At 48.4% G+C, this 21,965-nt stretch carries 18 protein-coding genes; 7 read left to right on the top strand and 11 right to left on the bottom strand.

All coding sequences use genetic code 11. The features are described from left to right. Nucleotides 1-222 precede the first annotated feature (222 nt). Together ppk1 and ACO6UX_RS18245 are read left to right on the top strand one after the other, a co-directional pair. A complete protein-coding gene (gene ppk1 / locus ACO6UX_RS18250; RefSeq protein ID WP_422449804.1) occupies nucleotides 223-2,412 on the top strand; it encodes a polyphosphate kinase 1 in 2,190 nt (729 codons plus the stop codon). 455 nt (nucleotides 2,413-2,867) lie between these two features. After that, a complete protein-coding gene (locus ACO6UX_RS18245) occupies nucleotides 2,868-3,512 on the top strand; it encodes a hypothetical protein (RefSeq protein WP_422449803.1) in 645 nt (214 codons plus the stop codon). 253 nt (nucleotides 3,513-3,765) lie between these two features. On the opposite strand, the gene ACO6UX_RS18240 is transcribed toward ACO6UX_RS18245, so the two are convergent. Beyond that, a complete protein-coding gene (locus tag ACO6UX_RS18240; protein ID WP_422449802.1) occupies nucleotides 3,766-4,614 on the bottom strand; it encodes a carbon-nitrogen hydrolase family protein in 849 nt (282 codons plus the stop codon). 83 nt (nucleotides 4,615-4,697) lie between these two features. On the opposite strand from ACO6UX_RS18240, the gene ACO6UX_RS18235 reads away from it, so the two are divergent. Both ACO6UX_RS18235 and ACO6UX_RS18230 read left to right on the top strand, forming a co-directional pair. Next, nucleotides 4,698-5,483 carry an NRDE family protein gene (locus ACO6UX_RS18235; RefSeq protein WP_422449801.1) on the top strand — a complete coding sequence of 262 codons (786 nt, stop codon included), beginning with the start codon at nucleotides 4,698-4,700 and terminating at the stop codon, nucleotides 5,481-5,483. Between the two features lie 41 nt (nucleotides 5,484-5,524). Then, nucleotides 5,525-5,950, top strand: a complete 426-nt coding sequence (locus tag ACO6UX_RS18230; RefSeq protein ID WP_422449800.1) for a hypothetical protein — start codon at nucleotides 5,525-5,527, stop codon at nucleotides 5,948-5,950. 240 nt (nucleotides 5,951-6,190) lie between these two features. On the opposite strand, the gene ruvX is transcribed toward ACO6UX_RS18230, so the two are convergent. From ruvX to gshB, 4 genes are all read right to left on the bottom strand, one after another. Beyond that, a complete protein-coding gene (gene ruvX / locus ACO6UX_RS18225; protein WP_422449799.1) occupies nucleotides 6,191-6,640 on the bottom strand; it encodes a Holliday junction resolvase RuvX in 450 nt (149 codons plus the stop codon). Nucleotides 6,641-6,658: 18 nt separating this feature from the next. Continuing rightward, nucleotides 6,659-7,231: a YqgE/AlgH family protein gene (locus ACO6UX_RS18220; RefSeq protein ID WP_422449798.1), complete on the bottom strand. Its 573-nt coding sequence runs from the start codon at nucleotides 7,229-7,231 to the stop codon at nucleotides 6,659-6,661. Between the two features lie 71 nt (nucleotides 7,232-7,302). Then, the gene (locus ACO6UX_RS18215) at nucleotides 7,303-8,193 is read right to left on the bottom strand and encodes an energy transducer TonB (protein WP_422449797.1); all 891 of its coding nucleotides are present in this window, start codon (nucleotides 8,191-8,193) and stop codon (nucleotides 7,303-7,305) included. A gap of 160 nt (nucleotides 8,194-8,353) precedes the next feature. Continuing rightward, the gene (gshB, locus tag ACO6UX_RS18210) at nucleotides 8,354-9,286 is read right to left on the bottom strand and encodes a glutathione synthase (RefSeq protein ID WP_422450541.1); all 933 of its coding nucleotides are present in this window, start codon (nucleotides 9,284-9,286) and stop codon (nucleotides 8,354-8,356) included. A 537-nt stretch (nucleotides 9,287-9,823) separates the two neighbouring features. Between gshB and traF the strand changes: the two genes are divergently transcribed. Then, nucleotides 9,824-10,984 (top strand): conjugal transfer protein TraF, encoded by a 1,161-nt coding sequence (gene traF / locus ACO6UX_RS18205; RefSeq protein WP_422449796.1) that lies wholly within the window; start codon nucleotides 9,824-9,826, stop codon nucleotides 10,982-10,984. Nucleotides 10,985-11,096: 112 nt separating this feature from the next. On the opposite strand, the gene ACO6UX_RS18200 is transcribed toward traF, so the two are convergent. Continuing rightward, nucleotides 11,097-14,450 (bottom strand): hypothetical protein, encoded by a 3,354-nt coding sequence (locus ACO6UX_RS18200; protein WP_422449795.1) that lies wholly within the window; start codon nucleotides 14,448-14,450, stop codon nucleotides 11,097-11,099. 422 nt (nucleotides 14,451-14,872) lie between these two features. Between ACO6UX_RS18200 and ACO6UX_RS18195 the strand changes: the two genes are divergently transcribed. After that, a complete protein-coding gene (locus ACO6UX_RS18195) occupies nucleotides 14,873-16,012 on the top strand; it encodes a hypothetical protein (protein WP_422449794.1) in 1,140 nt (379 codons plus the stop codon). Here the strand turns inward: ACO6UX_RS18195 and ACO6UX_RS18190 are convergent. Beyond that, complete coding sequence (locus ACO6UX_RS18190; protein WP_422449793.1) at nucleotides 16,005-16,544, bottom strand: phosphatidylserine decarboxylase; 540 nt, start codon at nucleotides 16,542-16,544, stop codon at nucleotides 16,005-16,007. The two genes, ACO6UX_RS18195 and ACO6UX_RS18190, sit on opposite strands and share 8 nt — an antisense overlap. Before the next feature lie 81 nt (nucleotides 16,545-16,625). Further along, nucleotides 16,626-16,805 (bottom strand): hypothetical protein, encoded by a 180-nt coding sequence (locus tag ACO6UX_RS18185; protein WP_422449792.1) that lies wholly within the window; start codon nucleotides 16,803-16,805, stop codon nucleotides 16,626-16,628. Nucleotides 16,806-17,056: 251 nt separating this feature from the next. Here ACO6UX_RS18185 and ACO6UX_RS18180 point away from each other — a divergent pair, with 251 nt between their 5' ends. After that, nucleotides 17,057-18,193, top strand: a complete 1,137-nt coding sequence (locus ACO6UX_RS18180) for a hypothetical protein (protein ID WP_422449791.1) — start codon at nucleotides 17,057-17,059, stop codon at nucleotides 18,191-18,193. On the opposite strand, the gene asd is transcribed toward ACO6UX_RS18180, so the two are convergent. From asd to ACO6UX_RS18165, 3 genes are all read right to left on the bottom strand, one after another. Continuing rightward, nucleotides 18,186-19,055: an archaetidylserine decarboxylase gene (gene asd / locus ACO6UX_RS18175; RefSeq protein ID WP_422449790.1), complete on the bottom strand. Its 870-nt coding sequence runs from the start codon at nucleotides 19,053-19,055 to the stop codon at nucleotides 18,186-18,188. The two genes, ACO6UX_RS18180 and asd, sit on opposite strands and share 8 nt — an antisense overlap. Before the next feature lie 198 nt (nucleotides 19,056-19,253). Further along, on the bottom strand, nucleotides 19,254-20,087 hold the full coding sequence (locus ACO6UX_RS18170) for a sulfurtransferase (protein WP_422449789.1): 834 nt from the start codon (nucleotides 20,085-20,087) through the stop codon (nucleotides 19,254-19,256). 143 nt (nucleotides 20,088-20,230) lie between these two features. Then, nucleotides 20,231-21,859 (bottom strand): hypothetical protein, encoded by a 1,629-nt coding sequence (locus tag ACO6UX_RS18165; RefSeq protein WP_422449788.1) that lies wholly within the window; start codon nucleotides 21,857-21,859, stop codon nucleotides 20,231-20,233. Nucleotides 21,860-21,965: the final 106 nt, after the last annotated feature.

The following is a 21,965-nucleotide window of genomic DNA, read 5'->3' as shown; positions in this document are numbered from 1 at the left end:
TAAAACAGGTAAACGTTCATGCAGGGAGTAGTCTTTATTATTTCTGTTAGAATAAAATGAATAATGCGACATTCTCCCTGCCCTATTACTTCCGCTCCGAGAGTCGCCTGTTCACCGGGCCATTGGTTGAATATCTGACAAACGTCACTGACAGGATCCATGACAAAAGCCACTGAAACCGGTCATCATAAGCCAGTGCTATTTTGCTGAGAAAGAGGTCATATGGATACCCCCCAACAGTCGGATGTTCAGGAAACCCGGGCCCAATCATCTGAGCTTGCCGAGCCAATGGCCAGCAAGCCCCCAAAGGTCAGTGATTATCAGAACCCTGACTATTACATTAATCGTGAACTCAGCCATCTGGCGTTTAATTTCCGGGTGCTGCAGCAGGCGTTAAACGAAGAGTACCCGCTGTTGGAGCGCTTCCGGTTTCTGCTGATTTTCAGCTCCAACCTCGATGAATATTTTGAAATCCGGGTCGCGGGCCTGATGCAGCAGATCGACTTCTCCCGTGAGCAGGTGGGCCTCGATGGCATGGGACCACAGCAGGTCCTGAAAGAGATCAGCCAGAAGGCCAAAGAATACGTTGCTCTGCAATACCAGATATTGAATGAAAGCCTGTTACCTTCTCTGAGAAAAGAGGGTATTCGCTTTCTGCGCCGCAATGAGCTGACGGAAAAGCAGCAGACATGGATCAAGCGCTTCTTCTACCATGAAGTGATGCCCATTATCAGCCCTATCGGGCTGGACCCTGCCCATCCGTTCCCAAGGCTGGCGAACAAGCTGCTCTGCTTTATTGTCTCTCTGGAAGGCAAAGATGCTTTTGGCCGTGATACCGGTATGGCCATTATCCCGGCACCCCGGTCGTTACCCCGTATTGTCAAAATGCCTGAAGATATCTGTGATGGCCGGGAGAATGATTATGTATTTCTCTCTTCGATTATCCATCGCCATGTCAGCGACCTGTTCCCCGGCATGGATATCAAAGGCTGTTATCAGTTCCGACTGACCCGTAACAGTGACCTGGATCTCGAAGATGAGGTTGAAGACCTGGCCAAGGCACTGCAGGGCGAACTGCTCTCCCGTCGCTATGGTAAAGCGGTACGACTGGAAGTAGCCGACAACTGCCCACAACCGCTGGTGGATTTTCTACTTAATGAATTTGGTTTGACCAATGAAGACGTTTACCAGGTCAGTGGACCGGTCAACCTGACTCGCATGATGTCCATCTGCGACACCAATGACAAACCGGGCCTGGTCTTCCCGCCGTTTACCCCCGGCTACCCGAAAGGCCTGCACAGTAAACGGAAGCACAGCAACAACGTGCTGGATCTGGTGGCCAAACAGGACATCCTGCTCCATCACCCCTTTGAGTCATTCACCCCTGTGGTGGATATGCTCCGTCAGGCCGCCAAAGACCCTGATGTGCTGGCCATTCGGCAGACGCTTTACCGCACCGGTGCTCACTCAGAAATGGTGGATGCCCTGGTAGAAGCCGCCAGGCAGGGTAAAGAGGTGACGGTTGTGGTAGAGATCCGTGCCCGGTTTGATGAAGAGGAAAACCTGGCCCTGGCCCGTCGCCTGCAGGAAGCAGGGGCCGTCGTCGTATACGGTGTCGTCGGCTATAAAACCCATGCCAAAATGATGTTGATTGTTCGTCGTGAAGGTCGGCATATTCAGCGTTATGCTCACCTTGGCACCGGTAACTATCACGCTGGCAATGCCCGTCTCTATACCGATTACAGCCTGCTGACCTGTGACAAGATACTGACCAACGACGTTCATAAAATCTTCCAGCAGCTGACCGGGATGGGGCGTGCGGTTCGTGTCCGTAAGCTGTTCCATGCGCCTTTCACGCTGAAGAAGAGCCTGATTGATCTGATCAACCAGGAAACCAGTAACGCCAAAGAGGGAAAACAGGCCCGGATCATCATCAAAATCAACTCACTCACTGAGTCTCATATCATTAAGGCGTTGTTCAAAGCGTCTCAGGCCGGTGTTGAGGTGGATCTGATCGTTCGGGGCATCTGCTGCCTGAGGCCCGGCATTGAAGGGCTGTCGGAAAATATCCGCGTACGCTCCATTGTCGGACGGTTTCTTGAGCACACCCGTATCTACTACTTTGAAAATGGCGACGATGACGCACTGGTCTACTGTTCCAGTGCGGATGCCATGATCCGAAATCTGGACATGCGTATTGAGACCTGCTTCCCCATTGAAGACCCGAAACTGGCCGCTCGCATCAAAAAAGAATTGGACTACTACCTCTCCGATAACACCCGCAGCTGGCAGCTGCAAAGTGACGGTGAGTATGAGAAAAACCGGCCGGTCCGGAGTCAGCGCCGACGTAATGCCCAGGAACGGTTGATGGATGCGTTGGCGATTATTGCTAACAAGCCGTCTACTGATTAAGACGCTGTTATTTGATAACTTTGGCATTTTAGTAAGCGCCACCCGCTATCCGAAAAAGACAGGTCACTTGTGCTTTTGCGGATAGCGAGCCAGTACATGGTTTCAATGAGTTTGACGTGTACGATCTCCGTTCACCCTGAGCGGAGTCGAAGGGTGCTTGGCACGATCTATCAGAATCCGGAGTTTCCGACTTTAGGCCGTATGGGTCCTTCGACAGGCTTCAGGATGAACGGGGTGTACGGGTATTAACGCTTCTCTGCACTAGTTCTATGTAATTACCCCTCTCTGGTCGTAGTTCAGGACTTACCCCTACTTTATAGCCAATCTTCCCTTCATATTCTTTTATCACTGACAATTTTTAAGAAGTGTTTGAATTATTTCCTGAGAATTGACTCTATTTCTAAGCCACTACGCTACACGACTGAGATATATCAATATTTTATGAGATTCCTGAAATGCACAACTTAAATTATCGAGCCGATGTCAATCAGAGTCGATCATCAAGGCTGGCTGAACTCGAGCAAAAGTTTGATAAGAATAACTCCTCACAAAATAAAACCAGGGCGTTCTCCAGCCGCACATGTGTTGTTGCGCTGGCTGTCGGTTCAGCAATAGCCACTATGGGAGCACTGTATTATTTGGCTAGCAGCCAAAGCAGTGTTCAACCGTCGTCATTAAGTGAACGATTAATTACTCCAGGATGCCTTAATACCGACCAATTCACCTATTTTACCGGTATACATCCCTTCAATGACAATGACAATGACAATGATATTTATTGCACTTACACTGATAAAACCCTGCCCGAACAGATGGCAGAATTAGTCGATCACGGAATCATTAGCGTAATTGAGCACGCAGGAAACATAATTTACCATGGTGCAAAGAACACCTTTGAATGTATCAATCAAGGGCTTACCTGGCGACAGTATATTGATGAATCTGTGTGCGTTAGTATGGATGCAGGTACTTGTAGTTCTCTTGGTGGATATACTTCTACAGGTAGCAGTATATGTTCGCCGGCAATTGACCTTCAAAGTTCTGCCAGTAAATTATGCAGTAGAGATCTTGTGGAGCTGTGTAAATGGCAGAACTCTTAGGGTGGACATTAAGCTTACCCCTCCATTTTCAATGGCTTTTGAATGGAACCACGAAGGACACCAAGAGCACGAAGGAAAAGAAAATCTCTTCTTCGTGCTCTTGGTGTCCTTCGTGGTTCCATCTTTAACTTCCCGAAGAGGGGAGTAGATGCTTAATGTCTACCCTAAGTAGCAGAACTAGTAGGCTTATTATGCTCCGAGAATAGACTGCCCCTTTTTTGCCACAGAGTCACAGAGGAAAAGATTTTTTCTTTCATCCGTGCCTCCGTGACTCCGAGGCAAGTTTTTTTCTATCCAGGATGAGTCTGCGGTGGTTTAAGCAAGGCATTCGCCGACGAACTCTCGCCAGTTCATCCAGATCCAGTTCTGCCATAATCACCGCAGCCCCTTCTGCAGGGGCTTGTGCCAGAATATCCCCCCAGGGTGAAATGATCATACTGTGGCCATAGGTCTGTCGGCCATCAGGGTGGGTACCCGCCTGATTGGCTGCCAACACATAACATTGGTTTTCAATCGCCCTGGCTCTCAACAGCACTTCCCAATGGGCTGCACCGGTTACTTTTGTGAAGGCAGAAGGTATGGTTAATATGGTTGCCCCCTGCGCCACCAGAGTGCGAAATAACTCGGGAAAGCGAAGGTCATAACAAATTGACAGGCCAATCGTTGCCTCACCAATATCCACCAGCCCTAACCCGGCTCCGGGGATAAAATCATCGGATTCTCTATACCGACCTTTACTGTCAGATACCTCGACATCAAACAGGTGCATTTTGTTGTAGCAGGTGACTTCATCCCCTGCGGGGCTATACACAAGACATGAGGCATGGTTGCGCCCGTCACTAATATCCCGCACAGGTACTGAACCGCCCACAAGCCAGCTACCCAATGTTCTGGCTGTTGATGCCATCCATTCCCTTATTTCATCCGCTTGCAGAGCCGCTTCAGCCTGGGGGCCTCCCAGCATGGCAAAGCATTCGGGTAATACAATAATGTCTATTTGCTGTTGTTGATAAGCCGTTAACTGACTTTCAATATCCGCAAGATTTTTTGCCACAACCCGGCCCGAGCAAACCTGAACCACCGCCGCCTTGAGTCTACTCATTATTATTTGCCTGTGCTTTTTCGCTGGATGGATGATAATTTATTTCTCGCGTGACTTCATAACACCACAAGATCGTCAACAACATGTGCCTTATAGTTTTTTCATGGCAGCCTGATAGCCAGTATCCACTGATTCTGGCGGCCAATCGAGATGAATTTTATCAACGCCCGACACAGGCAACCGACTTCTGGAACGATTCGCCCGATGTCTTTGGAGGCCGGGACCTGGAAGCTGGCGGCAGCTGGCTGGCCATTAACAAAAATGGCCGCTTTGCTGCCGTTACCAACTACAGGGAAGTTCCCAGCCCTGCTGGCTTATATTCCAGGGGGGCGCTGGTGGCCAACTTTGTCACAGGTTCCCAGTCGGCATCTGACTATTTACAGGCGGTTCAGCAACAGAGCGATAAATGGTCAGGGTTCAATCTCCTGACTATGGATTCAACCGGCCTTTATTACTTGAGCAACCGCGCAAAAGACCACAGTATTGCTCCTCTCCCCCCCGGGATCTATGGTTTGAGCAACCACCTGCTGGACACACCATGGCCAAAGCTTATGAGAGCACGTACTGGCTTTACCAGGGCAATCAAAGAGTCCATCCCCCCCGTTAGCAAACAGCTTATTGAACTGATGCACGATAATTATCAACCACCGGAGGAACAATTACCGGATACCGGGGTCAGCAAAGAGGTAGAAAAACTGATTTCCAGCTGCTTTATTGCCAGTAAAGAGTACGGTACCCGCAATACCAGCGTATTGATGATTGATCATCACCATCAGCTGCAATGGGTGGAACAGGAGTACCTGCCGGAAGGCGCTGTCGGTGAACAGCGTCAGTTCAAATTCACACTGGAGCAGAATCAGCTAAGCTAGTACATCAATTGCAAGTTGCCCGATTGAACTAAGGATTTCCTATGCTTAACCGCTTTCGCCCGTTACTGCTTCTCTCTTTGTTGGCACTGCCGATCAGTACCCTGGCTATCGATAACTGGATAGCCGTTGGTTCAGCGAAAGCCAGGGTCAGTGAAAATACCTTAACCATTTTTCCCCAGATGGAAGAGTCCTACAGCAAGCTTCGTTTCCATATATCCAATGGCGATATCATCTTGCGTCAGGCTCGTATCTATCTGGCTAAAGGTGAGGTATTTCATATCAACCTGCAAAAAACCATTCGAGGTAAAAGAAACGGTGATGAGGTACAGGATTACTCAAGGACAGTGCCACTGAGCAGTTCACAGCAGAGCCCCCTGGCGAAGATCAAAGTATTCTATAAATTCAAACAGCAGCAATTGGCAAACCAGCCGGTCATTGTTGAGTTGCTTGGTGTGCCTGTAACCTGAGATGGGAATAAGCGCTGCCCGTAAAAGACAGATTGCTTGCGCCTTTGCGGGAAGCGACCTTAGGAGCTGTCCTGAAATAATTTCCACATTTCTGGGTTTCAAAACTACGTTCGTCCTGAGTGCTGAGCTTGTCGAAGTATCGAAGGATGAACGGAGATCGAGTTCAAAATGTGGAAATTATTTCGGGACAATTCCTTAACAAGCCTCAGTCAAATGCGGAACTTATTGCGAGACAATGTCTTAATGACTCATAAGATGTTCATTCTGAGGATCATTCAGCCAGGCTTCCAGGATAATCTGGGCGGCCATGGCATCCACAGGGTTTGATCCGTAATGCCCTTTATGGCCAAGCTTGCTGGCCCATTCTTTGGCCTCAAAAGACGTCAGTCGTTCATCCGCTGGATAAAATGGCAGGTTGAAGCGTCCATGAATCCGGTTACCAAACTTTCTGGCGCGGCGCGACATGTCGGATTCTGAGCCATCCATATTCAATGGAATACCGACGACAATGGCATCGGGTTTCCACTCCATGATCAGGGCTTCAACCTGGCTCCAGTCCGGGATTCCATCTTTTGCTTTTAACGATGGCAGGGCGGAGGCGGTTCGGGTAATCACCTGCCCGGCCGCAACACCAATGTTACGGGTTCCGAAGTCAAAACCCAGTACGGTACTTAATTTCTTAGCGGTCATTGCTTTTTCAAAAGAAACTTATGCATGGCCAACCTGATCAGAAATCAGGTTGATATTGACACCCAGTGTACTGGCAGCGGCACTCAGTCTCAGGTGGTAAGGAGTATCGAAAACAATGGATGGATGGGCCTCACAGGTCAGCCAGACATTCTCGGAAATTTCCTTTTCCAGCTGACCCGCGCCCCAGCCTGCATACCCAAGAGCCACCAGTGCCTGCCTCGGACCTTTGCCTTTTGCCATGGCCACCAGTACATCGGTTGATGTCGCCAGTTGCAGCCCGGGGCATATCTGCAAGCTGGCATCCCAGCTGGATTCCCCTGAATTCAGCACAAAACCCCTCTCCTGGGATACCGGGCCTCCAGAGTATACCGCATGCTGACTCACGCCTGACTGCTCATGGTGATCAATGCCAATCTGTCGGAATATCTCGCTCATCGGCAGAGTGCTTGGTCGGTTCACCACAATGCCCAGGGCACCTTCCGGGCTGTGCTCACAGATAATGGTCAGCGTTTCAGCAAAAGAAGGGTCGGCCATGCCGGGCATGGCAAGAAGAAAGTGACTTTTGAAATTCTGGAAAGGGACACTGCTCATAGCGGCAGTATCAGGGTAAAGGGCATTTATGGCAAGTCTTGATACCTATATTCCCGCAATACAACAGGCCTTTACTGACTGAACAGTCGATCCCCCGGCTCAAAGCGCCAGGTACGTATGATCTCGACGATATCATAGCTCTTAAGCGTGTCGTCAAATGGGGCAAAGGGCGAAGCCATTCTGACAATGCGCACCGCAGCATCGTCCAGAACCCGATAACCCGATGAATCCAGTATCTCAACATTGGACAATGTGCCATCCCGGTTGATGGCAACCATCAAGCGCAGCTCGCCATAGAGCTTCTGCTTACGTGCCTTTTCCGGGTAGTTGATGTTGCCCACTTTCTCAACCTTCCGCCGCCAGGACTCTTTGTAAAATGCCCCGGCTTCCTGCAGGGTTGAGGCCGCTGTCAGCCTTTTGATACGAGGGCGTTTGGCAAACTCCTGGCGCTGCTGATGGAACTGGGCTTCAAGGCTGGCAATTTCATTTTTCAGGTCAATGTGCTTGCGTGGCTTGTCTTTTTCAACGGCAATAGGCTCTTGCTTTTCACGGTCATCGGTTGCCGAAACTTGCTGCTGGCTCTTTGCCCTGGTGGTAATACGGGTCTGTTCTGTCACGGCTTGCTCTGGTTGAGCCGCGGTTTGTGACTGTGGCTTGACTTCCTTGATGGTGTCTTCCTGAAACTGTGCCTGCTGGTCACTGGAGGGCAATGCTTTTTCATCCAGAGTACCGCTGCCCTGTTGATTGATCTGGGCCAGGTAGTCGGCTTCTTTGGGTTTCTCTTTGCTTTGATAGCTGGCCAGAGTCACTTCCAGGGTTGGCGGTGGGGCAGGCTTGTCATTAAAGCTAAACGTTATCCCCAGCACGATCAGAACGTGCAGAGCCCCCGCCATAAAAAGGGTAAAACCCAAACGGTCTGCCGTCGATACTGCTGCTGATGAAATGGTCGCTGGCTGAGTCATAGCTTTCTGATTACTGCTTTCCCTGGTAAAGCCCGATGGCAGAGCCGTCCTGATTACTACAATTGAGCCCTTCTATCAAAGGGCTCCCGGGAGCCTGTCGGACTTAAGACTATAGGCAAGATTCTGCTGGAAAAAAACAGTCTATAGAATAATCGTCTGGTCAGGGCCTGGCCTTGAGTTTTTCCTCGATCTTATCCATCAACTGACCGGCGATATTGAGTTTAAACTGGTTGTCCAGCTCACGGATACAGGTTGGTGAGGTAACATTGATTTCTGTGAGGTAGTCGCCAATAACATCCAGCCCGACAAAGATCAGGCCTTTCTTGCGCAGCTCGGGCCCTACCTGACGGGCAATCCACAGATCCCGCTCACTCAGGGGGCGTCCTTCACCGGTACCGCCTGCGGCCAGGTTGCCCCGGAGTTCTCCGTTAGCAGGAATGCGCGCCAGGCAGTACGGGACGGGTTCCCCATCGATCATCAGGATGCGCTTGTCACCGGATTTAATATCCGGGATAAACTTTTGAATCATGGCCTGATGCTGGCCCATTTCCGTCAGGGTTTCCAGGATCACGCTTAAGTTCGGATCATCTGGCCGGGTCCGGAAAATAGAACTGCCGCCCATGCCATCCAGTGGCTTCAGCACCACATCACCATGTTCTGCCGCAAACTCTTTCAGCAGCCTTGGACTGCGGGAAACCATCACCGGGGGCGTGCACTGTGGAAACAGTGTGGCAAACATTTTTTCGTTGCAGTCACGGATACTGCGGGGGTTATTCACAATCAGAGTACCTGCCGCCTGAGCCTGCTCCAGCAGATAAGTGCTGTAAATGAATTCCATATCAAAGGGCGGGTCCTTGCGCATCAGGATGACATCCAGCGCATCCAGCGGCATCTCACAGCGCTCATCCAGGGCAAACCAGTTTTCAGGATCAGCATTGACGGTTAACGGCTTAACGCTGCCCATGGCAACACCTTCTTTCTGATAAAGGTCGGCCTGTTCCATGTAAAACAGCTGCCAGCCTTTCTGACTGGCCGCCAGCAGCATGGCAAGGGAGCTGTCTTTTTTGTAATTGATGGAGGCAATAGGATCCATCACAATGCCGAGTTTCAACGCTTTCACAATATATACCTTTTATACTATCCAGCAGGATTCAGGTTAACTTCTCTATTTCCAAACATCATGAACATAAAGACATTGCGTTTCAGTGTCTGCTGAGCGTTATTGCTATGAACTTTTTGGCGAGTTGTACTGTCAGACAAGCAACGAAAAATAATCGAGTGGTACTGGCCGCTGATGGGTTCACATATTGCTCAAAATACGCTGAACAGTCAATCACTGCGGCTGACAGCGCCTTATTTACCGCATGAGCTAACCATTCTGCAAAATCTTATTATTGGCGATACAAAAATAAATAATTTACATTTTGAATCTATTACCAGAAGCCAGATCACTAAAGAAATATAAAAATCATTTTTACTGGTTGAGTACTAATGCTGAGTCGTTTTTATAAAAGACCAATGCCGGGTCCATTGCTTTTATTCAACCATCAATAACCTGCCAATACTCTTTGTGGCGTGATAGCCTGGTAATAACGGACAACAATAAAACTAACAAAGCAGGGAGCATTTCATGAAACTTCACAAAATAGCCGTTGCGACCACAGCCGTCTTTCTCTCCGGAGCTGCTCAGGCATTTGATGCCAGGACAATAGCTCAAGGTGGAGCTGGAGTGGCTGTCGGGGATTACACACACCATATTCTAAACCCTGCGCATTTGGCGTCCTTTGATCAGGATGATGATCTTGGTGTGAATCTTGGTTTTGGCGTGCTTTTACAGGATAAAGATGATCTGGTCGACACAGCCGACAAAGCATCTGATGCCGTGAATGCACTTGATGACCTGACCGGTAATTATCAGGCAAAGGCGCAACTGGCTCTGGACTCTTTAGATAACCTGGCCAATAAATACCTGAGCGTCGAAGCTGGAGGGAATGGATTTATTGCTATTCCAAACAGTGTTATGCCAGCAAGCCTGTATGTGACCAGTGTACTGAAAATGTCGGCAGGCGTTGGTGAGATTAGCACTGACGACAGGGATGATATACAAGATGCCATAACCGACGGTAATAGCAGTGCTGTAACGGTCGATGATCTGGAAACTCAGGTTGAAGCCAGCGCCGTAATGACTGTTGACGTTGGTATCGCTGTCGCCAATGAAGTAAGCACCGAATTGCCTGGCAAGTTGAATGTTGGTGGAGTGCTCAAATACCAGCAAATAACATTGATCGACTACAGTGAGGCAGTTGCGGCATTCGATGATAATGCTCTGCTGGATACAGAGTCCAGTCACAGTAACTTCAATATCGACCTTGGAGCCGCCTATCAACTGAATAATATACTGTCTTTTGGTCTTACGGCGAAAAACCTGATTGGCAAAACCTATAAGTCAAAAGACTCAACCTCTGAATATAAGGTAAAGCCTGAGTTAACGGCTGGTGTGGGTGTGGATTACGGTATCGCGTCCATAATGGGTGACCTGCAGCTCACCTCGACCGGTGGCTACGGCGCTGTTCAGGAGAATCGCTATGCAAGTCTGGGCATTACCCTGGACTTCTGGGAGCATGCACGCCTCTCGGCTGGTTATCGGACTGACCTTGAAGATAATTCAGGGAATGTACTGACAGCCGGTGTCGGCTTGTCGCCATGGGATTTGTTTGGTCTGAATGTGGCAGTTATGGTGGGCGAGGATAATACCTACGGCGGTGCGTTGCAATTCAGTGCAAAATTCTAAGGCAGGGCCGCAATTTACCATAACAACATGTGAAAGGATGAACCCGGGGAAATGCCACAGACGTACACGCTCGTGTAACTTCTGTGGCATTTTTGACAACTAATGAAATATATCAAGGCATAATTACAGCGGACGTTTGTATGAAACTACTCCCCCGTCGTTTAGGGGCAGGGCCGGTATTTTGGCGACCGGCGTCATTATCAGGCTCGGCGCGTTGCCTTTTGCGTCGTTTTGGCACCATTCGGTAAAAGACTCGCCCTTCATGGTCATCAGCCACCACCGCAAGCTCACGCTCATTCAGTATCTTAGCGCCGACACAGTCCGGTTGTTTGAGTATCTGCTCCAGCTCAGATTGTCGCGGCGTGCCAATGGCAGGCAGGATGCCCTTCTGTTGCAGTCGCCTGATCTCTGCCTTAAAAGCCCTGCCGGTAGCTGACGATAGCCATTTTGTTTCCAGGCTGGGCAGTTCCTCGGCAACGACAATAACCTTTTCCTTCAGGGTCATGGTGGGTAACCGAACTTGCCGCAGCTCCTGCTCATTGTGCAGCTTTCGGTAGGCACCGGCGAAGCCGATACCCGGGTCCCAGCAATCAGGTGCTCTGGTACTATCCTTGTGCCTGGAATGCTCCGCAAAGCAGGGCTGGACCCCGGCTTTTTGCGCGATAACGAGCCGCACCAGGTCATCCAGACTTTCGCGCAGGCACATATAAGGCTCGGGTGCCCGTTCAATCCGTAACCGTCGTTTATCGTTATCAACCGACAGGCCGTATTTACGTGAGAACGGGTTGTCATGGGTGTGATGATGCCAGCCCCCGGTGATGCTGGCCAGATTCCGGAACGTCAACAGTGCTGCCTGGATCAGCTGCGTGAACTCTGGATGATTGACCACGCCCAGCAGCTCAATGGCTTCCGGGTGAAAATAGCCGTCATTGAGGGCTGCAGCAGTCAATTTTGCTGAACCCGGTGTCCGGTTAATTGCGGGAAAGTCGGGCCTGGGCGGAAAGACCCGCATAATATCCACAGTATCTCCGAAACGGAGCACCTGACGCAGTAGTAGCTCATCTTCCGGGCACTGGTCATCGGCGGTGAAGGGTTCCTGCACCGGGTGCATTTTATTACTGTTTTTATTGCGCAGCGCATCGGCCACCAGGGTAATCAGCGGCACGGGGTACTGCTGCAACTCACTCATATCGCGCAGAAACAGTTCGGCGGCACGCAGCTCTTCATTTTCTTTGGCTGCAACTTCAGCGACAGCGTCGTGGTACAACTCGGCAATCGGCAGTAACTCTTGCAGCAGCTGATGCTGCTTCAGTAATTTTTTGAAGGGCAGGTGAAAGTCGGTGAGTATCTCCAGCAGAAATTCAGTGGCCAGTTGCGTACGCAGGGCATGGTCCAGACCATGGAAATGACGATGACAGGGATTTAACCCCGTAGCGATGATGGCTTTTGCCTGACTTGGATGGGGACTCTGATAGTAGTGCTGGCCAGCCTCCCGGGTAAGCGCCCGATAGCGCCCCATGCGTTGAGACTCCCGTTGATCAAAGATCGGCGGTGTGGCCAGCAACGCCTCCAGCCAGTCGCGGCTGAAATCCTTGTCCGGTGAGCGGTTGATAGCCCTGCACCTGTCTATTAAGTACAGTTCATCCTGATAAAAGATAGCTCCTTCATGTGATCGACTAATGGTAGATGATATACAGCGTACATAGCTCCATAACTCCTTATCATTGTAACGCTGGGTAGACAGGCCCTTTTCCAGTACCTGCTTCAGGGCCAGGCCGCTGGCTTTTTTATCCAGATAAAATGATGTGTAAAGTTCATCACTGAAGATTTGCCGGCACTGTCGTTGAACCCGGCCGACAGGGTGCCGCTGCTCCAGGACTCTTGCCAGATTATTCACCAACTTGCGAAATCGCTCCAGGATTTTATCAGGATCAGTAACAATCCACTTGGTGGAATTAGAAACGATTTGCCATAACGTCTCGTAACGTATGATCTTGAGTTCGGCCTCAGACAGCAGGTTTTCCCGATAAAATTTCCCGGCGGCTATTATTGGAAAAAGGCTTCTACTCACCCTGAATCCCCAGCCAGCGAAATTAATTCGTGAGCCATTCGCAATCAGCAGGCAATGTACCAGTGGGTTATATAAAGAGCTGAGACGACCTAGCAATATTACCGGGACAAATACTTTCTTTTTTAACAGTGCTCTGCAGATCTTGCCTTGTGCGGCAAAGGTGGTTCGCATTAACTTCCGGGAACGATTCTTGCCAATATGGTGCCGGAAAAAATCATCAATATCTGGATACTTGTAATCTTTACAATCTTGATAGGTAAAAACGGGATTATAAGTCAATTGATCCATGAGTGTTGTCGGTAAGCCGATGCTGTCAATCAATTCATCATCTATTTCTGACAGCATGGTAACGGCTTTGTCGGCTTCCAGATTAACAATGGCCTGCTTGATACTTTCCATATTTATGGGTTGAGGTGTATTTGCTACAGCAGTCACACTTTCGGGGATATTGTTCATCAATAGCTGCAAGAAGCGCTTATAGCCTGCGTGAGCCAGCAAATTACAGAGTTTGCGTTCTTCGTCAAGGGATCGGGTGTAGCGAGTAAATACTCGGGCGTTGTCTGCTATTTTTTTGAGCAGAGTACCATTAAGTTCCACCGGTGGCAGCAATCCCCCCCGAAAGCTGTCGTACAGAAAAATAACAATGGGCTTTGGCATTTGACCAGCATCATCATCGAACTCAAGGAGTAAAATTTTCTCCATAAACTTGGCAATATTAATAAAACACTGCTCCCTTCTGAAATCCAGCAGGTATCCGCAATGGGTCTGGTCAAAGTTATATGGGCAGATGATCTCCGGGTAGTCGTTAGCATTCTCAACCTTTTGCAATAATGGCTGATGCAGTAAATAACCATCAAGACTGACATGGCCTGAGGAGCAAGCCACGAATAATGATTCATCCCGGCATTCCATTGTTTTATCTTTCAATGTGGCAAAGTCGGTAATTTTTTTTAAGCCTGCCTCAATCGTTTCGCCTTTTTTGTCAGTCGAGCCGTCCCGTTTATATGCCCACTTCATAATGCCGTCAGCAATCGGTTTATGAACGGTTACCACCCCTTTGATCGGGATATCTTTCCATTCATTCAAATCAAAAACCGGCTTTACAAGCACACGTTTACTGCCAGGGAACAGGCAGCTGAATGGCCTGAATTTTATTGCCCTGGTATTAATTCTTGTTCTTTCAGCCAATATTTTATTTACATCAACAACACGTATAGTCAAGCCAAGGTTACGATAAAATGATGAAACCAGGGTGGCGGCTTCAGATTCACCATGGCATAAATATTCCGTATATTTTCTGGAGTTAATCCCGTTAGCATCTTCTACTGATGACAGAGCATTGCCATCCGTTGCGGTATTAACCAGTTGAAAGTTTGCCTTAACAGGTAGAGACATAACAATACATACAATCTCGAATGATAATATTTTCTACTTATCGGAATTTGAAAAAGCAGATTAATTGGTTGATGCCTTGTCGGCAGGTTTGAGGCGGATGATAATTAGTTAAGTCCGAAAAGGCAATGAATGGAGCTGTTTTAAAGGTGAACGCTGGTAATAAATTAGAATTTGAAAATCATTCCAATTACCAGATTTCATGAGGAAAGTAATGAATCTCCATACTACACTGTCTTTATTTGTGTATTTGAAGCCATCTGTATTTAGCATTCCCTGATGTTTAATGGTTGTAAAAAAGTAGAAGTGCTTCAATTATTTACCAGGATAAGTCACTATTATTTTCATTTAGTTGTACTTTTTGGTCCGGAACTGATTGGTCCAGAACTGACTGATAATCAAATAACTCATTTGGTGGAATTGTTGTGAATATTCGAGCAAGCACATCCTCTCTGACAGAGAGTCATCAGGCCCCTGGTTCAGATAATAATTCTGCGGAGGTTAAAGGTTTAGAAAATATCTCAAGCCCTTCATTCTTCTCAGGGAGAGACGTTGAAGTAACTACTCAAAAAAGGCCGAAAGATTCCACATGCAATCCTCTACCTCTCGTTAAAATCTCTAAAACAATGGCAGAAACTGACGTTTTGTCAGGAAAAATTGAGCCGTTACACGTTAAACAACATACGACAGTTTCTTTTCAATCCCCATTGTCATCTTCCGTTGTGTCAGGACAACCGTCACAAATCCCTGCCCGTAAAATGGCCAGCCCTCACTCTTTATTGTTATCACCAAATGAGTTGACCGATCAAATCCGGCTCAAGACCTATGAAGAGTTAAAGGCATGTAAAACCTTACCGGTATTTTATGTTGCCTACCCCCATAGAGCGGTCCGTTTAACTGAGTCAGCAAAACAACGTATGTATGACGATGGCCTCTCTATTGACGACGTGAAAAACGCTCTCCATCTCACCACTGGTAAATCTGCGCTCAATCAAACACCTGACCAGAGTTTTGACCATCTTTATTACATCGCTAATCACAAGGTAATCGTTCATCTTATGAAATATACCGAGGATAATATTTTTAAACGCACTGTATTTAAGCCAGGGATCGACGTGTTTGAATATTTCAATGAACCTAAACAACAATGGTTACCTGCCGAGGCAGTAAGGAGTTTTGATTTTCCTGAACCGTTAATCGACCCAAGATACATTCAGATGGAGGAAATTCTAAGTCTTGGAGCAGGTGGATATGTGCTTATAACGGATGATGAAAAGTATTTAGCCGATAAAGTGGCCGAGTGCTTAACCGGAACTCTCGGCATTATTTGGCATACCCTGCATAGCCCTATGCCTGACAGCGAAAAAGTTGCCTTCCTTAGCGATTTGATCAACCCAGAAACGACGGCACCTTCCCAAGAGGATGATTCGGTCGAATGCAGAGGGATGCAGAACAAACGTCTTTCAGCAACTGAGTTCCTGACACGGATTCGTTACGCTCCCGGAGGTTCTGAATACCAGGCTCTATGTGATAAAAATCCCCACTATAAGGAAGGCACTATTTGATGTCAGGAGCATCGACCCGGGCCAATGCCTCCCCCATCTTGATCGACAGGCCGGGTTGCCAGTTTTCCAGCCACTCAATCTGGTCTTTGCCAAAGAGCACAATCGCAGTGGACCCCAGTTTGAAGCGGCCCAGTTCATCACCACGGCTTAATTCAACCGACTGGCTCGCCTCACCATGGTAGTCTTTCGGGGAGAGGTAAATGGTGGCAAACTTTCCCCCCATAAATTCCTGCCCAAGCTCCAGATCACCACCGAGCAGTTCGACCAGACTGTAGTCATGGCCTTTGGCCTGAAATATTCTGCCGTTCTTGATATCCCCTATCTGACTGATGACACCATCGGCCGGGCTGACAATCATCTCCGGGTCTTCGGGTAAAGGACGGGCTCCCTCCTTTAATGACCGGGTAAAGAAATCGTTAAAGTGGCGGTACTCTTCAGCGCCTTCCCGTTTCGCTTCACTCATATTGACGTGGTAGTGATCGATAGCCCAGCGAATCAGGCCATTTTTGAACCATGGAATCTGGCATTCCACAAAACAGAATTGGTGTCAGGTCTTTCTTTTGTGCATTAAAGTAAGAAGTGTGGGGGCGGGTCTTTGTTTGTACATCAGTAGTTATGATAAACGACATTGGTTTTTCAAAAGAAAGACCTGACCCCAGATTTCGTTCGCCTGCCTGACTGTGCCATGCCTGTATCGCCCACTCCCTGAAGCACCGACATGATCGTCCGGTTGTTTATAATCATTACCGGATATCGTGTGTTTCCAACTTATACCAGCACCGCCTCTATCCATACCTGAATTCAGGATTTTAAAATTATTTCAATTACCAGATTTCATTTGGAAAGTAATGGAGCTCCATACTACACTATGATATTTGATGCATTTGAAGCCATCTGCTCTTAGCATTTCCTGATATTTTCTGGCTGTCAAAAAGCAGAGGTGTTTTAATTTTTTGTCAGGATAAATTTCACATATTTACAATTGGTTGCGCTTTTTGGTCCAGAACTTACTAACAGTCAAACAACGTATTGGGTGGAAATGTTGTGGATATTCGAGCAAGCACATCCTCTCTGACAGAGAGTCATCAGGCCCCTGCTTCAGATAATAATTCTGCGGAGGTAAAAGGTTCAGAAAATATCTCAAGCCCTTCATGCTTCTCAGGGAGAGACGTTGAAGTAACTACTCAAAAAAGGCCGACAGATTCCACATGCGATCCTCTACCGCTCATTAAAATCACTAAAAAAATGGCAGAAACTGACTTTTTGCCTGGCAAAATTGATCAGTTACTCGTTAAACACACGACAGCTTCTGTTCAATCCACAATGTCATCTCCCGTTGAGTCAGGACAACCGTCGAAAATCCCAGCCCGGAAAATGGCCAGCCTTCACTCTTTATTGTTATCACCAAAGGAGTTGGCCGATCAAATCCGGCTCAAGTCCTATGAAGAGTTAAAGGCATGTAAAACCTTACCGGTATTTTATGTCGACCAATGCTGTAAAGCGGTCCGTTTAACTGAGTCAGCAAAACAACGTATGTATGACGATGGCCTCTCTATTGACGACGTGAAAAACGCTCTCCATCTCACCACTGGTAAATCTATGCTCAATCAAATAGATAACCTGGGTTTTAACCGTTTTTATTACATCGCTAATCACAAGGTAATTGTTCATCTTATGAAATATGCCGAGAATGATTTTCGCCGTACCAATGTATTTAAGCACGGGGTCGACGTGTTTGAATATTTCAATGAATATCTTCAACAATGGCTGCCTGCCGAGGCAGGTAGGAGTTTTGATTATCCTGAACCGTTAATCGACCCAAGATACATTCGGATAGAGGAAATTCAAGCTACTGAAGTAAGTAATATTATGGTTATGACGGATGATGAAAAGTATTTAGCCGATAAAGTGGCCGAGTGCTTAACCGGAACTCTCGGCATTATTTGGCATACCCTGCATAGCCCTATGCCTGACAGCGAAAAAGTTGCCTTCCTTAGCGATTTGATCAACCCAGAAACGACGGCACCTTCCCAAGAGGATGATTCGGTCGAATGCAGAGGGATGCAGAACAAACGTCTTTCAGCAACTGAGTTTCTGACACGGATTCGTTACGCTCCCGGAGGTTCTGAATACCAGGCTCTATGTGATAAAAATCTCCACTATAGAGAAGGCACTATTTGATGTCAGGAGCATCGACCCGGGCCAATGCCTCCCCCATCTTGATCGACAGGCCTGGTTGCCAGTTTTCCAGCCAATCAATCTGGTTTTTGCCAAAGAGCAATATCGCAGTGGAACCCAGTTTGAAGCGGCCCAGTTCATCACCACGGCTTAATTCAACCGACTGGCTCACCTCACCATAGGTGGTGGTAGCAACCTGCCCCCTTTGTGGGGTCACCAGACCGGCCCACACGGTCTGAATACTGGCAACATTGATTGCCCCAACCATGATGACTGCCATGGGACCGTATTCTGTATCAAAAATACTGACCACCCGTTCGTTCCGGGCAAAGAGATTGGGGATGTTCTCAACGGTCCCCTGGTTTACAGAGAAAAGGCGTCCGGGCACATGGACCATCTTATGCAGGGATCCGGCCGCAGGTATATGGACACGGTGGTAGTCTTTCGGGGAGAGGTAAATGGTAGCAAACTTTCCGCCCATAAACTCCTGCCCAAGCTCCAGATCACCACCCAGCAATTCGACCAGACTGTAATCATGGCCTTTGGCCTGAAATATTCTGCCGTTCTTGATGTCGCCTATCTGACTGATGACACCATCGGCCGGGCTGACAATCATCTCCGGGTCTTCGGGTAAAGGACGGGCTCCATCCTTTAATGACCGGGTAAAAAAGTCGTTGAAGTGGCGGTACTCTTCAGCGCCTTCCCGCTTCGCTTCACTCATATTGACGTGGTAGTGATCGATAGCCCAGCGAATCAGGCCATTTTTGAACCATGGAATCTGGCATTCCACAAAATAGTACACAGCCCTGGAGATCAGGTGATGAGGCAGTACATACTGGATAGCTGCAAACAGTTTTTCTTTCACGGTGATGGAATATCCTGTGGTTAAAATAGGTATCTGATAAGAGCCTGTCGTCTATTTGTAAGGGATCATGCCAGGCTCTGAAGGTTGTTCAAATGAATCAAGACAATGGTTCTCGAAAAACAGGAAAGTGGCAGCCATTGTAATTCATGGCATGACTGCCTGCACCTTCGGTGATTGCTGTGTTTGCTTATTAACTACTTAAGCAACTGGTGTATGAGGCAGGTTCCCCCATTCAGACCATGAGCCGTCATAGGCTCTGACCGATTTAAAGCCAAGCGCTTTAGCCACAAGATAGGTAAACCCTGAACGGTGATGGGCCTGACAGTGGGTGATGATTTGTTGATCTCTTTTAATACCAAGGGCATCAAGCTCCGCCTCCAGCCCTTCTTTAATTCGATAGTTCTTTTCCGGGTCCATGGCTCGGGTCCACTCAAAATTAATGGCTCCGGGAATATGGCCAGCTTTTTGTGCCATGACCTTTTCTCCGCGGTATTCTTCTGGAGAGCGTGCATCCCAGATAGTGAACTCCGGGCTCGCCAGTGTTTCAAGGATGAAGTCGCAGCTGGCAATAACACGGTCATCAATCGTCAGGGAAACGTCGGTGGAAGCTCTCACGTTGGCCCCGGACTCTCTTGGATGGCCTTCTTTCAACCAGGCATGGATTCCACCATTGAGATACGAATATTTCCGGTGACCAATAACATCCAGCGTCCAGATAAAGCGCCCCGCCCAGCCACCGCCTTCATCATCGTAAACAATAAAGTGCTCTTCGCCGGTAAAGCCCAGCTCACTGAACAACGATTCCAGTTGACTGAGCGCTGGCAGTTTGCCACGGGCCGGTTGCGTTCCTGCAACCAGCTGATGGGGTGGCACATGGATGGCCCCGGGAACATGAGCCTGTTGATACAGCCGGGGATTACCAAGATCAATAATAATCAGGCGCTCTTTTACTGACGCATGGTCTTCAGCAGTGAGTATGGATTCCAGAACGTCTGGTTCAAGGATAAGTGGCAGCTTGTTATTGTCAGTCATATTACGTCCAGGGCGTTAAATATCAGGGCCTGTTGTTTGTGGCTCTCTGCATTAGAGGTTCTTATGGTGGCCCGAATGTCAACCTGATAGATAGCTATGTCGGGCAATTCTGCCTGAACAACCCTATCCAGTACCAGCGTATTTTAGTGTTTATCCCGCATAAAATTGGGAAGTTTCTTTGCTTTCAGAAAACGGTCAATTTTATTTTTCTGTGACTGTTTTAATCCGTAGAACAGTTGCGGATTGTCTGTCAGCAGTTTTTTCAGCAGGTCGACGTTATCAGCATTAATGAGCTGTTTGCATTGTCTGGCAAATGTTATTGGCGAGCTGCTGTTGTCTGCCAATGTGCTCAGACATTCCCCGGAATTGTTTTTGCCAGCCTCTGATGGCGTAGGTGTCGATGGCGCAGCAGGTTTGTTGCTGGAGAGGGGGGCGGTGGTCTTGTTGTCTTTTTTTTGCTTTCGCTGTGTTTTGGCTGGCGATGGTCCTTGTTTTGCTTTGGCCAGATCATCAGCGGCTTTTGAACTGGCAAGCGCCTTGATGGTTTGCTTCAGGCATTTTTTTTGCCGGGTAACACTGCCTTCCAGTATGCCGATTGGGCCGCTGTCAAGCTGGACCTTGGCCAGGGCCTGCTGGAATGGGTGTTCTTTGGGGATAATTCGCTCCATGCTTTTGAAAATACTCATGGGGCGAATCTCTCCTTTAGCCGTTTTGACTTTCGGAACAATCAGTTTGTCGTTTTGTTGCCGCCAGTAGCCGAGCTGCTCGAATAACCGGATAATCACTGGCTCAGAGCCGTTTGGCGAAGGCCGTTGTTCCGGCTGATAGTATTCACACAGGGAAAAAAGCAGGGTGCTCACAAAGTTGCTGCTGGCCTCTACGCCCTGAAAAACAACACTATGGATAATAGCGAAAGTGTCACCACCATGGCTGAGGGGATAGGAAGCCTGTTTAAGAATCAGCGGGATGTTGTCCGGATAGCTCACACCGATCCTGGCATATAAATCCCAGCTTTTCTGGTTCAGCTGCTCAAAAGTGAACGGATTCGGTTCTTCCGGACTCTGGCCATTCACACGAACATCGTCACTGCTTATCTGGGTAATACGTCGGCTTATCGCGTTCAGGTAACTTAGCCAGAAATGGTCCACCAGCTGATGATCCCTCTGACTACTGTCATCAGGTGCGTTTTTCTGGTCAGCCGGTTTGGTGTGGTGCGTTGAAGACCACCCCGATGGCTGACAGCCCGTGGTGGATCTGGAAGGTTCTGATGCCAATCCCCTAAGTCGCTGAAGCAATATTTCTCTGAAGGCCTCGACCAGTTCGCCGGTTTGCTGGAAACTGAGGTCTTTAGGGAAGCGGTGGCTTAGCGCAAGCCATTGCTGGCAAATATCGTGCAGCTGTTCGGGAATCTGTTTTTTGACAACAGGCGAAGTTCCGGGCAAAGAGAGCCCAACACAGGAAGCAGCGTCTGGAGCAGCAACTGTCTCTTGAGCAGCAACTGACTCTTGAACAGCGATGACCTCAGGAGCAACTGTTTCAAGAGCAACTGGCTCAGGAGCAACTGTTTCAGGAACAGCTATTGATTCAGAAACAGCAACTGTGAGTCGCTCAGGGAGCCGCGTTGCCTCAAAAGTGTTTTGGGGTTGACTTTCATCCGATACCATAAGTGGGCTGACCGCAGAGCCAATACTGAATCTTTCGTCATGTTCCACCGGCTCTCTTGCCAGGGACTTGAACCAGTAAAATCCACAGTCTGATGTTAATGAGTTCATTGCAAATTGCCTGAAGAGCGAACCATCATGTTAGTACATGGTTTCAATGAGTTTGACGTGTACCATCTCCGTTCACCCTGAGCGGAGTCGAAGGGTGCTTGGCACG

Origin of the sequence: Endozoicomonas sp. ALB091 (assembly GCF_049310265.1) — a bacterium.
Classification (GTDB): Bacteria; Pseudomonadota; Gammaproteobacteria; order Pseudomonadales; family Endozoicomonadaceae; genus Endozoicomonas.
Note: the sequence above shows the minus strand (reverse complement) of the source record. Positions and strands in the feature narration are given on the sequence as shown.

Bases quoted from the DNA above. Each gene is read 5' to 3' on its own strand.
- ppk1 (WP_422449804.1), top strand. From the start codon at position 223: ATGGATACCCCCCAACAGTCGGATGTTCAGGAAACCCGGGCCCAATCA.
- ACO6UX_RS18245 (WP_422449803.1), top strand. From the start codon at position 2,868: ATGCACAACTTAAATTATCGAGCCGATGTCAATCAGAGTCGATCATCA.
- ACO6UX_RS18240 (WP_422449802.1), bottom strand. From the start codon at position 4,614: ATGAGTAGACTCAAGGCGGCGGTGGTTCAGGTTTGCTCGGGCCGGGTT.
- ACO6UX_RS18235 (WP_422449801.1), top strand. From the start codon at position 4,698: ATGTGCCTTATAGTTTTTTCATGGCAGCCTGATAGCCAGTATCCACTG.
- ACO6UX_RS18230 (WP_422449800.1), top strand. From the start codon at position 5,525: ATGCTTAACCGCTTTCGCCCGTTACTGCTTCTCTCTTTGTTGGCACTG.
- ruvX (WP_422449799.1), bottom strand. From the start codon at position 6,640: ATGACCGCTAAGAAATTAAGTACCGTACTGGGTTTTGACTTCGGAACC.
- ACO6UX_RS18220 (WP_422449798.1), bottom strand. From the start codon at position 7,231: ATGAGCAGTGTCCCTTTCCAGAATTTCAAAAGTCACTTTCTTCTTGCC.
- ACO6UX_RS18215 (WP_422449797.1), bottom strand. From the start codon at position 8,193: ATGACTCAGCCAGCGACCATTTCATCAGCAGCAGTATCGACGGCAGAC.
- gshB (WP_422450541.1), bottom strand. From the start codon at position 9,286: ATGGATCCTATTGCCTCCATCAATTACAAAAAAGACAGCTCCCTTGCC.
- traF (WP_422449796.1), top strand. From the start codon at position 9,824: ATGAAACTTCACAAAATAGCCGTTGCGACCACAGCCGTCTTTCTCTCC.
- ACO6UX_RS18200 (WP_422449795.1), bottom strand. From the start codon at position 14,450: ATGTCTCTACCTGTTAAGGCAAACTTTCAACTGGTTAATACCGCAACG.
- ACO6UX_RS18185 (WP_422449792.1), bottom strand. From the start codon at position 16,805: ATGGATAGAGGCGGTGCTGGTATAAGTTGGAAACACACGATATCCGGT.
- ACO6UX_RS18170 (WP_422449789.1), bottom strand. From the start codon at position 20,087: ATGACTGACAATAACAAGCTGCCACTTATCCTTGAACCAGACGTTCTG.
- ACO6UX_RS18165 (WP_422449788.1), bottom strand. From the start codon at position 21,859: ATGAACTCATTAACATCAGACTGTGGATTTTACTGGTTCAAGTCCCTG.